Genomic DNA, 15703 nt, shown 5'->3' on the forward strand with positions numbered 1-15703 from the left:
CTTCCACGGCCGAATCAGGCGCCGGCTGGAACAGCTTTTTCAAAGACCTGGTCGCCCGCGAAATCCGCCGCCGCACCGACGTCGTCGGCATCTTCCCCGACCGCAACTCGATCATCCGACTCGTCGGCGCCGTCCTCGCAGAACAACACGACGAATGGGCCGACGGACGCCGCTACCTCGGCCTCGAAGTACTCCACCGCAGCCGACTCACCCTCATCACCAACAACCCCACCCCCGAGCACAACCCCACCGCCGGCGCGATCAGCGCCTAACAGACAACAACGAAGGACCAACCGTCGTACACCACTCCAAAGGACTTGACCCACATCAACGCTTCTCGCACCAACTCAGCACGAACTCTCGTCAGCACCGAGCCCCGGCTAAAGTTGCGAGCACCCCCGTCCTCGGACCAGCCGCTCTGAGCGGATCAGCTCTGACATCCCGACCGTGGGCGCTGGCGGAGCGACAATGACGGCGGTCCGAGCTCGGTCGGTGTTCGGGCACGCTATACCGACTCGGTGCTTTCAGCTGCCGTGACCTTCAACCCGGCGGACACCAGCGCGCGGATCTCTCCTCCGCCCGAATCCGCTCGGATGATCGATAAGGCGCTATCGCAGGCCAGAACGCCAGCGCCATATGCGGACTGCGCCTAGGCACGCGAGATGCTGCGAGCAGTCATCCGCTGCGGCATATTGCCAACCCACCAGCGGCCCGCTGGACTCAGCACCGAGCGAGCAATCCGATGCCGCCGGTCCCCACATCCCCTAGTCCAGACGGCCGATGACGACGCAGGCCCGACGCCGCCCTCGTCAGGTCGGGTACGGCGAACCCCCGAGGAAGCGAGGATTGTCGTGATCGACGAAGCACTCCGCGAAGCCGAGCAGAAGATGGCGCGGGCCGTGGAGGTCGCCAAGGACGGGTTCGCCGCGATCCGGACCGGTCGGGCGCACCCGGCGATGTTCGCGAACATCACCGCGGACTACTACGGCCAGCAGCCCCACTCCAGCAGCTCGCAAGCCGCCGGAGTGGATCGCAGAGTGGTTGGCTATCGGTGCGCGGAGGAACGGCACGATGGCTTGTTCGTCCTTCCTCGGTGGGTATGGATCGCGCCGGCGGGAGGGTAGCCGCCAGATCGGTCGGTCGTGCTCGGAGCGGACGGGATGAGCCGGGGCAGCTGGGACCGCGTCGTCTTTTGGCGCGCGGCAGATCGCGGTCGCCGTGGTCTACACGCTGCTGAACCTGCGAAGCGGTCGACTGCACACCAGGCGCTGTACGGTTTCCGTCCCGAGGCAGAGCCCGCTCCGCTTCGTTCGACCGCAGGTACGACAGGACGATCTTGGCCAGAACATTCAGTTGGACTTGGCCACTGCTTAGAGCCGAGGCGTTGGATCAGCGCGGCCGAGCGCCGACAAGCACCTACCCCCGCCTCGGACCTCTGCTGCAGTCGCGAAGCACCCTGCCGCGGCGTGGTTTCGCCACGTTCTACTCGGTCTACCGCCAGTGGCTACGACTGCTGCGGTGTAGGCAATGTGGAGTCGCGGAACGCCAACGTCCGCCATCTGCGGGACAGCCGGCAGCCGTTGAGGTCGACACCGCAACGCTCAACCGCGAGATTCACCCACGGCCACCGCTAGCGGGGGCCGTTCAACAACCTGCGTCCGTCGTACGCGCCACTGTCGTCGGTGATGCCGAAGCCAACCACATCACTGTGGATGCGCCCCGAACTCCGAGTACCGCGCCCGGCGCGGTGGACAGTCGCCCTCTGGCAACAGTCGGGCAGGCCGGGTTGGGCGGGCTCGAGGAGATGACCGGGACTAGGCGCGCGCTGACGCAGGCCGATCTGCAGTATCAGCAGCGGATCGGTTGCGCGGCGCTGCAGCGCGACCGTCGATCAATTTCCCCCACCCCTGCCGTCGCTCTAGCCGGCCGCCCTCAGTGAGTTCTCGGCAGGCGACACGATGAGGCTATAGCGATCGACGAGCTAGGGCTCGGGTGTTGCCGTAAGCCAGCACGGGGTCAGGTGGTGGTCGCGCCTCGCTCGGCGCATGCCAGTTCTGCCAGTTCAGCGCTCCCCCGCGCATTCCGAAAGTCCGGCGCATGCTGTGAGTCCTCGCGGATAGTTCTGGCGATCAGGCAGCGGCTATGTTCGCGGCAGATTCTCTGATTGCCACACTGACCCACGGGCCGGTTCGAGGTTCGCCCTGACGGCACTGGGTTGAGCGCAACCCTGACGAGTGTCCGTGCTGGCCACTTCTCACAGTGTCGACTTAACGCCATCTGTACGGCGGCGGCGGCGCCCGATCAAGCTGCGGAGGTGATTGTTCGAGGCTCTCGCCCGACTGACCATCCGCAGTCCTGACCGGTTGGCTCCGTCAGGCGCCGTTCATAAACACATCCGCGTATCTCGCAACACCATGGCCTCCCCAAAGTCGCCCGCTTCAGTTCAGCGGGTAGAGGGCTCCCTAAACGGCGGCGGTGTCAAACCATCGGCCAGCGTCACGCTCCCCCTAATCCGATCTCCGCTGCTAGGACTGGGCACCGCACGGCGGCGCGGCTGCACGGCGCGGCTGCACGGCGGTCGGCAGGGTCGGCGGTCGGCGGGACTCCGCGGCCAGGTCGACCACGATCATGCCGGGCTTCATCCGCTCAACCATCGCGCGGCTGCGAGGTCAGCGGTCAGCGACACCTCTCCGGATGTCCATCGCGGACGGCTTCGATGCGCTGGCCGGCCGCGTCGAACGCTCGGTCTCGCATTGGTCCAGCAGGGCGCGGCGTCGAGCCCAGGTCGTCCCGGGGCGACGAACGCTTGGCGTCGATCTCACTCGCGCTGGCCGCTGCGAATTCTGTTGTGTCAGGCGCGCCGTTCCGACGGAGGTCGACGCTCGGCGGTCTCCTGAACTGTTACGACGGCCGACTTGTCCGCTGCCGGAGCTGCGTCGCCCCGGCGCTCATCGCGATTCGGCTGGGTGCCGTCGACACCTCTGCGCCGACCGCAGACTTCTGTTGAGCCCGCCTGGTTGGACGGCCCCCCGGTTCGCGGTGACGGCACGTCGATGCTCGCCGCCACCTCGCAGCGCGGGCGACGCGCGCGCTCCAGTCAGCGTCAGGATTTCGGTCGTGGCCATTTCCACGACCGGCTGATCGTTTCCGGAGCGTCGCACCGCGAGCCGATCGATGGTTCCACTTCCTGGATCAGTCGCCCCGTTTCACGTGAAACGGGGCACGCCGTCGTGGGTTTCACGTGAAACGGGGCGGCCCTTGTATCGCGGATCGAGCGGCGTGGGCAGCGTCGGCGGTATCGCGGACTTCCCGTGGTCGGCTGGCGGCGGGATCCGCTCTCGACGGCGCACGCTCACCGCGTACCGACCACAGTCAGCATGCTTCGCAAGTGTGCCGATTCTTCCCGGTGCCGATAGGCGATCTAACAGCCATCGGCGTACTGGCCGAGCGTTTCGGGCCCGCGGGTGAGGCTGCACGGACAAGGTGCGCCCACTGATGGCGATGCGGTCCACCACTGGCTCGGCCATCCCGCATTCGGCGCCGGTCTCGGTGACTGGCGCTGGTCGTCACGCGCGGCGGTGGCGAGTTTGAGCTCGCCAGCTTCGCCGCTTCGGCTGGCGATCTCCCGACGGAGGGCCGGGAGTTCTTGGCGGCTGGGGTGGGGGGTCATCCGCGCGCATCGGCGTCGGCGTCGGCGTCGGCGTCGGCGTCGGCGTCGGCGTCGGCGTCGGGAGCACGCTAACGGCATGTGGACGTCCGGCTGTGCGTCGCGATGTGCGGAAGGCGCTCACGCCTTGTCGTCGATGACGAGTGCCGGAGCCGGTTCGGACTTGCCGACGTGGTCGGCGGGTGCTTGGGGCGGATGGCCTCCTGCGGCTTAGAGGATGGACAGCCAGCCGTGGCGGCGACCGAGGTATGGGGGCTCGGTGCATTCGCCGGCGGCTTCTTGGGCGAATCGTCTTGTTCAGCAGGGCGTCACTGCGATCACCGGAGGCCTGCACGGGGGCATGACGATTTGTAGACATTTGCTCGAGCGCGGCTGTGGACGCCGGTGTCGCGGACAGTGAGGTCGTTAGACGGCGCCGGCGTTCGGTATGAAATGGCATCGCCGTTGCGGATGCGCGCCGCATCCGGTGGCTCCTGTGGACGATGGTCCGGCGGGACGGCAGGCGGCCGCAGGTGCGAGTTGCGCAGCATGGGCGGTGACTGGCGTGGCGGGAGCTGGCTTCACGATGGCCGGCTGCGGTTCCTGTTAGTTGGAAGCTGTGGGGACGGAAGTCGTCAGGCTGCAGATCAACCAGGTGGCGACGCAGATGTGTCCGTATCGAGGATCGAGTTGCGGTGCCGCAATTGCTCGGGCCCGTGGATTGTCGGACTCAGCCGACACCGTCTGCGTACTGGGGTGACGGAACTGGGAATCGTGGCCTTGTGCCGAGGGCGCAAAGGGTGTCAGGAGGACGGATCTTGGGCCTCACGGTTCTGTCAGCGCGATCCTAAGCGAAATCGCTCGCCCGGAATTGTTCCGGCCGAGCGATTTCTTGGCGTACAGGGCGTCTGAGACAGGCCGATTTGGGGCGATTTAGGGCCGAGACCCGCCAGTGGATGGGCCCAAGCGGTCGGTCATGAGGTTCGCTTGTTGGGGTCCATGAGGTCCACGATGCGCTCGAGGTCGTCGAGGGAGGCGAACTCGACGGTGATCTTGCCCTTCGTCTTGCCGAGGTCGACCTTGACCCGGGTCTCGAAGCGGTCCGAGAGACGGTCGGCCAGGTCGACGAGCTTCGGCGCGACCGGGCGGTTACGCCTCCGCGCCGGAGTTGCGTCGTCAGCACCGGGGGCTTCGCCGATCGAGACGATCTCCTCGACCGTACGGACGGACAGGCCTTCGGCGACGATGCGTTGAGCCAGTCGCTCCTGGGCGTCGCCGCTCGGCAGACCGAGGAGTGCGCGTGCGTGACCGGCCGAGAGTACGCCCGCGGCGACTCGGCGCTGGACCGAGGCCGGCAACTTCAGGAGCCGGAGCGTGTTCGAGATCTGCGGACGCGAACGGCCGATGCGGGTGGCCAGCACCTCCTGCGTGCAGCCGAAGTCGTCCAGCATCTGCTGGTAGGCGGCCGCTTCTTCCAGCGGGTTCAGCTGGCTCCGGTGCAGGTTCTCGAGCAGCGCGTCGCGGAGCATGACGTCGTCGGCGGTCTCCCGCACGATCGCCGGAATGCTGTCCAGTCCGGCCTGCTGGGTGGCGCGCCAACGACGCTCCCCCATCACCAGTTCGTACTTGTCGGTGTCGAGCTTGCGTACGACGATCGGCTGCAGCAGGCCGATCTCCTTCACCGAGTGGACCAGTTCGGCCATCGCGTCCTCGTCGAAGACGGTGCGAGGCTGCTTCGGGTTCGGGCTGATCTGCTCGACCGGGATGACCGCGAAGCGCGCGCCCGGCACGGCGGCAAGTTCCGGCTCGGGCGGTGCGCCGGGGATCGAGTTCGACTTGCTGCCCAGGGTCGGGGTGCCTGCCGGCGACGGCGTGCTGGGAATCAGCGCGCCGAGGCCGCGTCCGAGTCGGGTGTTCATCGACGCTCCCTCTGTCGTTCGGTGCCCGTGCTCACTCGCCCGGTGCTGGTAGAACCGTTGCTGGTAAGGCCGCCCCCGGCGAACCGAGCGCCGGCGTCACCGGCCGAAGATGGTGCGGGGTGGATCAGCCCGGTGGCGGCAACCGTGCCGTGCGACCAGATACTACGTGCGCAGTCGGTGCTGAGACCGGCCCGCTGCGCGCCCGCCGGACACGGCCGCCTGGAGGCCCTCGTCGCAACCGCGAGGGCGGAAATCGTTCGGCTCGATCGCGTCACGCGTTGTTCCGCATCGCGATCTCTCGCGAGGCTTCCAGGTACGACAAGGCGCCGGCCGACGCCGGGTCGTAGGCCAGCACGGTCTGACCGTGGCTCGGGGCCTCGGAAATCCGGACCGACCGCGGTACGGCGGTACGCAGTACCCGGTCCTGGAAGTGACCCCGGACCTCGGCCGCGACCTCCCCTGCCAGCTTGGTGCGCGCGTCGTACATGGTGAGCAGGATCGTGGAGACGTCCAGGCTGGGGTTCAGGTGCGACTTCACCATGTCGATGTGGCGGAGCAACTGGGACAGACCCTCGAGCGCGTAGTACTCACTCTGGATCGGGACCAGCACCTCGCGCGCCGCGGTCAGCGCGTTGACGGTGAGCAGGCCAAGCGATGGCGGGCAGTCGATGAAGACGTAGTCGTACGGCTCGCCTGCCGCTTCGGTCTCCGCCAGGTGCGCGTCGAGGGCCTTCTTCAGGCGGCTCTCGCGGGCGACGATGCTGACCAACTCGATCTCCGCGCCGGCCAGGTCGATGGTGGCCGGTACGACGAAGATGCCCGGGTGCTCCGAACACGGCTGGGTCAGCTTGCTCAGCGGCTCGTTCTCGATGATCGCCTCGTAGACCCCGGGCGTTCCCTCGGTGTGGTCGATCCCCAGTGCCGTGGAGGCATTGCCCTGGGGGTCGAGGTCGATCACCAGGATGCGCGCGCCGTACAGCGCGAGGCCGGCGGCGACGTTCACGGTGGTGGTCGTCTTGCCGACGCCACCTTTCTGGTTGGCGACGACGAATACGCGCGTCTCTTCGGGCAGCGGAAATTCCTTGCCCATGGTCCGGCCTTCATTCACGAGCAGCGTCCGTTCGGTGGCGGCGGCGATCGGGGTCTCGAGAAGTCGGCGCTGCAGCTCGTCCGAGGTAGCGCGCGCGGCGATCTGTGCGGCAGTCATAGCGCCCATTCCGATAGGTGTGGGACTCGGCCCGAAGAGGATGTCAGTGGGGGTCGGTGTGGCTTTACCCCCAGGTTCATCCACAGGCACCTGTGGATGAATTCCCGCCTGAGAAGCCGATTCCAGGGGGTAGTCATCCACAGGCCGGGGTGATTCTGGGAACTCCTCGTCGGCGGCCGTGACCGACTCGGTTTCACGTGAAACCGGCGTCGAAATCGGCTTTGTCGCCGGGGAGGCCGACGTCTGGGTTTCACGTGAAACCGGAGCGGTCTCAGTCGCGGCCAGAACGTCGGAAAGTCCTAGGGAGGCGGCCGCCTGAAGGGGCGACTGCGCCTGGCTGGGGAGGGCGGGGTCCTCCGTCGCGGTGCCGTCCGAGACTTGCTCTTCGGTCGGCGTGCTTGTCGCGATGGGCGTCCCGTCTTCTGTGGCAGAGCCGCTCTCCGTTGTAGCTATGGAGTGGACCTGCTGCGGAGGCACCGGCAGTTCGGCCGGAGTGATCATCGGCTCGGAGAATTGCACCTGAGGCTGTGCCGCGCCAACCGTGGCGGTCAGGACCGCGCCACTTGAGGGCTCGTCATCCACAAGGGCGCCGGCCTCGTCGTCAGCCATCTGCGCCACTGGCTCCGACGCACGAAGGTCCGTGTTCTCTGCAGCCCTGGGCTCATTCACGACGTTCGAAGTCTCGTCGGTAGCAGGAGCAGCGGACGCAGACTGACTGACGCTGTCGTCCGTGGCAACAGCCGAGGGTGAGGACGGCGCATCAGCAGAAAGGCCAGGGCCGGCGGCCACTGGAACAGGGCTGACGGGTTCGTGAGTCGGTGCAGCGGAGTCGCCGGTAACGGCCGGACTCACACCATCGATTGAGGTCGGTTTCGGCCCCACGCTCTCCACCGCCGAGCTGCCTCGCGGCCAACCGATCGGGCTGCTCGCCCGCGGTTCACCGGTGCTCTTCTCTGGCCACCCCAGGGCACGAGTCACGACCCCACTCACCTCCCGCGTCTACTGTGCTGGGAACCCCGCGCAGCACGTCCGGCAACAATACTCACCACTGTCGTCGGCTGCGTCAGTTCATCCACACCGACATGATGTACATGTCGATCTTCGGCCCCCAGAGCGTCCAGCGCACGCTCATTCTCGGCGAGTTCAGCCTCGGCTGTCTGGCCCTTCATCGCCAGCATCAAACCGCCCTCTTCGCACAGCGGCAGACACCATGCGGCCAGCCGGTCCAGCGGGGCGACGGCACGGGATACCACCACGTCGAACTTCCGCCCGCCGACCTGTTCGGCCCGGGCGCGGACCACCTCAGCGTTGGTGAGCCCGAGCTGCTCCACGGCTTCGGTGAGGAACGTCGTACGCCGGAGCAGGGGCTCAACGAGCGCGACTTCCAGATCCGGCCGGACCAGGGCGAGCACGATACCGGGCAGACCGGCGCCGGTGCCGATGTCGGCGACTGTCGCGTTCTGCGGGATCAGCCGCTCGACCAAGGCGCAGTTCAGCAGGTGCCGATCCCACAAGCGGGGCACCTCGCGCGGGCCGATCAGGCCGCGCAGAGTTCCTTCAGTAGCTAGCAGCTCCGCGTACTGAGCGAGCCGCTCCGCCGACCGTGGATAGAGCTCATCCACGATCGGCGGCGTTTCACGTGAAACCTCATCCGCCACGGGGACGGTCAGACCGCCGGCTGGACGACGACGCGACGACGCGGCTCCTCGCCCTCCGACTCGCTGGTGAGGCCGGCGGCAGCGACAACGTCGTGCACGACCTTCCGCTCGAACGGCGTCATCGGATCGAGGTGAACCGCCTCACCGGTGGATTTCGCCTCTTCGACCGCGGCCAGGCCAACCTTCTCCAGTTCGGCCTTACGGTTCGCCCGGTAGCCCGACACGTCCAGCATCAGCCGTGAACGCTCACCGGTCTCGCGGTAGACGGCCAGCCGGGTCAGCTCCTGCAGAGCCTCCAGCACCTTGCCTTTGTCGCCCACCAGGTGGTTCAGGTCGGCGCCGACGATCGACACCGCGGCACGGTCGCCGTCGATGTCCATGTCGATGTCGCCGTCCAGGTCGGCGATGTCGAGCAGTTCCTCGAGATAGTCGGCGGCGATGTCGCTCTCGACCTCAAGGGCCTTCACACGATCAACCTCCGGTCGCGGGCCCTGGGTGTCCTCAGTCTGGACGTCCGTGGTCTGGACATCCTCAGTCTGGCTGCCGTCGGTCACGGCTACTCCTTCGTCATTCGAGATCCGCCCCACCGGGATCAAGATCGTTCACAGCAAGAAAAATCAGGAGTGCCCACGGGGACACGAATCAGCTGTCGGACTTCCGCGCGTTGGCGGCGCCGCCCGACTTCTTCTGCGCGGCCTTCTTCGCGGCGGCGGCCTTCTGGGCCGCGGCACGCTGGGCGGCGTTCTTCGAGCCAGTCGGCTTCTTGCCCTGCGCGGCCTTCTTCGCCGGCTGGCCCGCCTTCTGACCACTCGAAGCGGCCTGGCCATTCTGAGCGGGTGTGGCAGGGCCGTCCTGCACGCTCTTACGGGCACTGCGCGGCTGACGCTTCGGCTGCTGGCGAACGACCGTGGCGCGACGCTCCTCGGCCTCTTCGGCGATCTTGATCGGGTCGTCGTCCAGCGGCTTGCCGGTCTTACGGGCGTGCTCGCGCTTGCGCTCCTGCAGGGCGTCGAACGCGGCGGTGCCGGGGGCCGGGTTGCGGCGGATCACGTAGAACTGCTGACCCATCGTCCACACGTTCGAGACGAACCAGTAGATGAGCACACCGATCGGGAAGTTGAATCCACCGATCAGGAAGAAGATCGGGAAGACGTAGAGCATGATCTTCTGCATCTGCGCCGCCTGGCCCTCGAGGGCCTCCTTCGGCATGTTCTTGCGCATCAGCTGCAGCTGGGTGATGAACATCGTGCCGGTCATCAGCAGGATCAGCACGATCGCGACGATCTTGACGTTCAGGTTGCCGTCTGCGGGCGCCCGCAGGAAGGTCGAGGAGATCTGCGCGCCGAAGATCTTGGCGTCGCGCAGCGACTGCATCAGTTCGCCGTCGAGGAACTGGCTGTGCGACTTACCGCGGGAGGCGCCGTCGAGCACGCGGAACAGCGCCAGGAAGATCGGGGACTGCAGCAGCAGCGGAAGGCACGAGGAGAACGGGTTGGTGCCCGTTTCCTTGTACAGCTTCATCATTTCCTGACCGAGCTTCTCCCGGTCATGGCCGTACTTCTTCTGCAGTTCCTTCATCTTCGGCTGCAGCAGCTGAAGATTCCGGCTGGAGCGGATCTGCTTGACGAACAGCGGGATCAGCAGCGTCCGGATCACGATGGTCAGGCCGGCAATAGACAGGGCCCACGCCCAGCCGCTGTCCGCGCCGAAGATCGGCGACAGCAGCTTGTGCCACCCGTTCAGCAGCAAGGCCACCGCGTGGTACAGCGGTGTCATCACCAGGTTGAACAGATCAACGATCGAGTCCCACAACCCCAGCGACAGCATGGGGATGGCCGAAAGAGTCACTCAAGCACCTCGCTGCAGGGGTCCGGCGTCCAAGACGGCGCCGGACTGATTGGCGGAGTCATGCTCTCCGCGGTCGACATCTTTGGATGGAACGGGGTCGTAGCCGCCGGGGTTCCACGGGTGGCAGCGGGCGAGTCGTCTCGCCGCCAGCCAACTACCGCGCACCGCGCCGTGGCTCTGGACCGCTTCCAGTGCGTAAGCCGAGCAAGAGGGGTAGAAACGGCAGACCTGCCCATACAGCGGGCTGACGAACTGCCGGTACAGCTTGAGAAAACCGATCAACACGTACTTCATCGTGGTTCCAGCACTCGCCGCAGGCCCTGGGCCACGTCGACCGCCAGTTCGTCGTACGTCGCGCCGGCCGAGGCCGGCAAAGCCCGTACGACGGTGAGGCTGCCGGCTGGGAGGCCTGGCAACTGTGCGGCCATGACCGCACGCAAGCGGCGGTGGACGCGGTTCCGCTGCACGGCTCCGCCCACCGCCTTGTTCACCACGAATCCGATACGGGCAGGTGCGCCGGGATCGGCTTGCAACAACAGATGAACCACAACCGAGCGCCTCCCCGCACGCCGACCGTGTCGAACGGCGCGACGGAACTCGTCGGACCGGCGAAGCCGATTCGACGCAGGCAGCACGGTGTGGTCACCGACTGAGAAAGGTCAGCCCGGACGGCGTCATGCCGCCAGGCGCTCGCGGCCCTTGGTGCGACGGGAGGCGAGGATCGCGCGGCCCGCACGGGTGCGCATCCGAAGACGGAAACCGTGCTTCTTGTGCCGACGACGGTTGTTCGGCTGGAACGTCCGCTTGCTCACTGGAATGACTCCGGGTATCGAGATCACATTTGTCGACATATCCACACGCAAGGTGTGGCTCTGCCGCTGGAACGTCGGCCTTGCCCGGCCCGGTGACCAACGGTCTCAGGGAGCGCAGCACGAAACGGCCGGCTCAACGCCGACCGATTCACGGTACGCGGCAGTCTGTGGACAGGTCAAACCGGCCATCCCCAGGGTTTTCCACAGGGCTGTGGATAGACCGCTCCGTCAAGCCTTTACCGGATCTTGCCAGAATTAGGCTGGCGAGCGTGACAGCGACCATGATTACGCTCCGACGTCTACCCGACACGCCGGAAGTTTCCCCCAATTTGCTGTGCATAGCCTGTGGATGACGGCTTGAAGCAGGCCCTGTCAGCTTGTTAGCGTCAGCCCCTCACAGCGCCGGGGCCCTATCCGTGTCAGGCTCGACGGCTGGTAACCAAGTGGCTACACGCTTCGTTCACAACTGTGGACAACCGTGTGGATAACGGTAAAACCACTCCGAGGTCTGGGAGCGGTCCATCGAAGGTCGCGACCAGCGCACGATTCTGGGCCGGCCAGAGCAGCAACGAATCGGGGAGCACCACGTGGTCGAGGACCAGTCCGGCAATGCGGACAACACAGCCGGAGCCGGACGGCCAGGGATCTCCGCTCCCGGACTGTCGGCCGACCACCTCGTTCCCCCGCCTCCGCCACGAGTGACCCCCGCCGACTTCCGGCCCGTCTCGTACACGCAGGACGAACTGCTCGACATGGAGCTGCCGACCGCCGAGTCCCGGATCGAGCTCGATTCAGAGCGTGAGCCGGTCCGCGAAGATCGCGCTGAGTACGACGTTCCTGCGGGTGGAATGGCCGCAGGGTCTGCCTCGTCCGCTTTCCTGCGGTCCGACTCCGCGGGCGATGAATCGAATGGACAGGGATGGCCCGCGCCGGAGGTCCCCGCGTTCGGGCAGACCGGTCAGCCGCAGTCCAGCGAGGCCATGACCTCCAACCAGGGATCGCAGGCCGAGCCGGAGCAGGTTGCCACGAAGGCAGCGGAGCCGCTGGGAGGTAAGAGGCAAGCGGAGGCTGACGAGACGAGTGGCCGGCACGTCCCCGGTGAGCAGGCGGACGTCGACCAGACGAGCGAGACCGATGCCGCGGTTGTGGCGGATGCCGCGGCTGCTGCGGATGCGGGCGTTGCTGCGCCGCGGCAGGCGGCTGCGCAGCCCGCGCCAGTGACACAGCCTGCGCCCACGACCCCGGTGAGTCCGGCGGCTCGGCCCGTTGCGCCGACGCCGGCGTTGCTGGCTGTGTATGCGCAGGCGGCTCAGGCGGCTGGACCGCAGGCGCAGCGGCAGGCGTGGACGACCAACCCGGTTTCGATTTCGATCGCGCCCGCCGTTCAGGCGAACTCGCAGCCATGGCACCGGCAGCCGACGCAGCCTGGTCAGTTCTCCGGGCGGCGGACTGGTGCTGGGTCCGGCTCTCGCGCGACGCCGAAGCCGGTGGTGCCTGCCACGTCGCAGCTCTCGGTGGCCGCGCCGCCGTTGGCACCGCAGAGTCAGCTGCCTGAGTCTCAGCGACTGTCCGAGTTCGAGCCGACGAGTGGGCTTGAGGCGGGTCGAGCTGATTCGGAGCAGGTGGAGCCGGTTCAGCGGGGAGCTCAGAACGAATCGGGTGGGTACGAAGAGGTACAGCCGGTACTGGAGCAAAGCGAGGCGACATACGTGTCCCAGCAGAGCGACGTAAACCAGCCAGGACAACAGCACGACGAGTCGTCCGAGCCACAGGGCGAACTGCCGATGGCACAAGACGGCCAGCAGGTCGACGACGTGGTGCCGCGCCCGGAGGCTGAGGCCGCCGCTTCGGTGCCGGCGCAGCAGGACTGGGAGGAAGCGCCCGTTCAGCAGTACGGCGACGCGACGTCCGACGAGCAGCGCGCGGACGAGGCGCCCGCCCAGCACCACGCGGACGCGGCACCCACTCCGCAGTACGGAGAGCCCGCGCAGTACGGCGAGGCCGCCTTTGGGCAGGAGCATGGTGAGTTGCCGCGTGGATTTGGGGCGGAGTCGCGGCAGGAGGGCCTTGGGCAGCAGTACGCCCCTGCGCCGTGGGATCGCGGCACCAACCGAGCGTCCTCGCACTCGGAGGAGATGACGCCGGCGCCGCAGCAGACTGAGGCGCGGCCGGTTCAGCAACCCGTTCAGCGACAGGCTGAGGCTCAGGAGCCGCTCCTGCCGCTGCAGCAGGATGCCGGGCACCAGCAGTACGGCGAGACAGCTCAGCCGAGCCAGGGCGCGCCCATTCAGCAGACTCACGGCCAGGCGCCTCAGCACGAGCAGGCCGCTCACCAAGGTCAGCAGTACCAGGACCCGTACCAAAATCAGGGACAGCAGCAGGGCCAGCCGGTCCAGCAAGGCCTCGGGCTCGACCAGAACCAGCAGAACCAACAAGGCCAGCAAGGCCAACAGCCCCAGCAGCAACAGCACGGCCAGGGCCAGCAGGCTCAGCAGCAGAGCCACCAGCAGGCGTACGGGCAAAACCAGCCGGGCCAGAACCAGGCTCAGGGTCAAAGCCAGCAGCAAGGCCAAGCACCGCAGGGGCAGGCTCAGCAGGGTGGGGCACCGACGGTCACGTTGGATGACGCGTGGGCGCGAGTGCTCGGCGGTCTCCCGTCGAACCAACGCGCCTGGCTGACGAACTCGCGCCCGGTCACGCTGCACGAGAGTACGGCGATCGTGGCCGTGCCGGACGACTTCACCCGGGGCCAGTTGGAGACCCGCCTTCGGCCCGACCTGGAGCGCATTCTCAGCGAATCGTTCGGGCGCGACATCCGCATCGCCGTCACGGTCGATCCCTCCCTGGACCCGGAGCTACGCGAGCCGACGCCCGCGCCCGCCCCGATCCACAGCCCGCTCGGTGGCCACGCGACCGGTATCGCCAACTACAGCGACCCCAACAGCGGCCAGAACCAGCAGGGCTACCAGCAGCAGAACCACTTCGGCCAGCCCACCCAACCGCAAAACCAGCAAGGCCAGAACCAGCAGCAGGGACATCAGCCGAGCCAGCCGCCGATCCCGGTAGGCCCGCCGCCGAGCGCCGATACCGAGCAGCCCACGCTCAGTTCGTCGATCGGCCAGCTCAACCAGCCGATGTACCAGCAGCAGAACTATCAACAGCAAAACCAGCACGAGCAGCAGCAGAACCAGCCGCTCACCCAGCCCTCCAGCCAGGTCCAGCCGGCCCAGGTTCAGCAGCAGCACCAGAACAACCAGCCCGCTCCCGCGCCGACGCCGGACCAGGTCGAGGCCCGGCTGAACCCGAAGTACACCTTCGAGACCTTTGTCATCGGCTCCTCGAACCGCTTCGCGCACGCGGCGGCGGTCGCGGTCGCCGAGGCGCCGGGCAAGGCGTACAACCCGCAGCTGATCTACGGCGACTCCGGTCTTGGCAAGACACACCTGCTGCACGCCATCGGCCACTACGTGCGCAGTCTCTACACGGGCGCCCGGGTTCGGTATGTCTCCAGCGAAGAGTTCACCAACGACTTCATCAACGCGATCCGTGACGACAAGGCCGCCCAGTTCCAGCGGCGGTACCGCGATGTCGACGTACTGCTGATCGACGACATCCAGTTCCTCGAGGGCAAGATCCAGACCCAGGAGGAGTTCTTCCACACCTTCAACACCCTCCATAACGCGAACAAGCAGATCGTCATCAGCTCCGACCGGGCGCCGAAGCGGCTCGAGGCGCTCGAGGACCGGCTGCGGAACCGGTTCGAGTGGGGCCTGATCACCGATATCCAGCCGCCCGACCTCGAGACCCGGATCGCGATCCTGCGGAAGAAGGCCGCCACCGAGCGGCTGACCGCCCCGCCGGAGGTGCTGGAGTTCATCGCCAGCAAGGTGCAGACGAACATCCGTGAGCTCGAGGGCGCCCTGATCCGGGTCACCGCGTTCGCCAGCCTGAACCGGCAGCCGGTCGATCTGGGCCTGGCCGAGATCGTGCTGAAGGACCTGATCCCCGAAGGCAGCAAGCCCGAGGTGACCGCCAGCATGATCATGGGCCAGACCGCGTCGTATTTCGGGCTGTCGATCGACGACCTGTGTGGCGGCAGCCGCAGCCGGGTGCTGGTGACGGCCCGGCAGATCGCGATGTACCTGTGCCGGGAGCTGACCGACCTGTCGCTGCCGAAGATCGGCCAGCAGTTCGGCGGTCGCGACCACACCACGGTGATGCACGCGGAGCGCAAGATCCGGCAGCTGATGTCGGAGCGCCGCAGCGTGTTCAACCAGGTCACCGAACTGACCAACCGGATCAAGCACCAGGCCAAGCAGCAGTGATCGAAATGGCCATCGAAACCGGCTCGTCCCCAACCTCACAGGTTGGGGATACCGCTGTGGATAACTGTGGGTGTACCGGTGGACACTTCGGTCCTCGTTGTGGACGGCCTGTGTGTAAGAGTTCGGCCGTCAACAGCCGTCCCCAGGCAGGGCCGGTTTCGTCCACACCCCGTGCACAGGGCAAAAGCGGCTCTGACCTGCGAAGTCGCCGGTTCTCCACAGTATCCCCAGGTGTGAAGAACACTATGGAATCTGTACCTAGTTCAAAGTCCACAAAATCTTCTGCGG

Annotated in this window: 10 protein-coding genes and 1 pseudogene; 3 read left to right on the forward strand and 8 right to left on the reverse strand. The window is 66.8% G+C overall.

All coding sequences use genetic code 11. The features are described 5' to 3' along the window. On the forward strand, positions 1-272 hold a 272-nt coding region (locus ACFFGN_RS28365; RefSeq protein ID WP_380053458.1), incomplete at its 5' end, for a transposase. 579 nt (positions 273-851) lie between these two features. Next, positions 852-1124 carry a ribosome-recycling factor gene (locus tag ACFFGN_RS36090; protein WP_446685224.1) on the forward strand — a complete coding sequence of 91 codons (273 nt, stop codon included), beginning with the start codon at positions 852-854 and terminating at the stop codon, positions 1122-1124. Between the two features lie 3496 nt (positions 1125-4620). Here the strand turns inward: ACFFGN_RS36090 and ACFFGN_RS28375 are convergent. The 8 genes and pseudogenes from ACFFGN_RS28375 to rpmH form a co-directional block, all read right to left on the reverse strand. Then, positions 4621-5565, reverse strand: a complete 945-nt coding sequence (locus tag ACFFGN_RS28375; protein ID WP_380053461.1) for a ParB/RepB/Spo0J family partition protein — start codon at positions 5563-5565, stop codon at positions 4621-4623. Between the two features lie 271 nt (positions 5566-5836). Beyond that, the gene (locus ACFFGN_RS28380) at positions 5837-6772 is read right to left on the reverse strand and encodes a ParA family protein (protein ID WP_380053464.1); all 936 of its coding nucleotides are present in this window, start codon (positions 6770-6772) and stop codon (positions 5837-5839) included. Positions 6773-7758: 986 nt separating this feature from the next. Continuing rightward, positions 7759-8394 (reverse strand): 16S rRNA (guanine(527)-N(7))-methyltransferase RsmG, encoded by a 636-nt coding sequence (gene rsmG / locus ACFFGN_RS28385; RefSeq protein WP_380053467.1) that lies wholly within the window; start codon positions 8392-8394, stop codon positions 7759-7761. A gap of 44 nt (positions 8395-8438) precedes the next feature. Then, positions 8439-8984 (reverse strand): Jag family protein, encoded by a 546-nt coding sequence (locus ACFFGN_RS28390; RefSeq protein WP_446685225.1) that lies wholly within the window; start codon positions 8982-8984, stop codon positions 8439-8441. Between the two features lie 304 nt (positions 8985-9288). Continuing rightward, positions 9289-10257: pseudogene (yidC, locus tag ACFFGN_RS28395) on the reverse strand (membrane protein insertase YidC); the annotation flags it as partial. 21 nt (positions 10258-10278) lie between these two features. After that, positions 10279-10572, reverse strand: coding sequence for a membrane protein insertion efficiency factor YidD (gene yidD, locus ACFFGN_RS28400; RefSeq protein WP_380053469.1), 294 nt, complete (start codon positions 10570-10572; stop codon positions 10279-10281). After that, positions 10569-10913 (reverse strand): ribonuclease P protein component, encoded by a 345-nt coding sequence (gene rnpA, locus ACFFGN_RS28405; RefSeq protein WP_380053472.1) that lies wholly within the window; start codon positions 10911-10913, stop codon positions 10569-10571. Before rnpA ends, yidD begins: the two co-directional genes overlap by 4 nt. Positions 10914-10952: 39 nt before the next feature. Beyond that, on the reverse strand, positions 10953-11090 hold the full coding sequence (gene rpmH / locus ACFFGN_RS28410) for a 50S ribosomal protein L34 (RefSeq protein ID WP_328989730.1): 138 nt from the start codon (positions 11088-11090) through the stop codon (positions 10953-10955). A gap of 2753 nt (positions 11091-13843) precedes the next feature. Between rpmH and dnaA the strand changes: the two genes are divergently transcribed. Next, positions 13844-15415, forward strand: a complete 1572-nt coding sequence (gene dnaA / locus ACFFGN_RS28415; RefSeq protein ID WP_512700336.1) for a chromosomal replication initiator protein DnaA — start codon at positions 13844-13846, stop codon at positions 15413-15415. Positions 15416-15703 lie beyond the last annotated feature (288 nt).

The organism is Kribbella deserti, assembly GCF_042434725.1.
Classification (GTDB): domain Bacteria; phylum Actinomycetota; class Actinomycetes; order Propionibacteriales; family Kribbellaceae; genus Kribbella; species Kribbella deserti.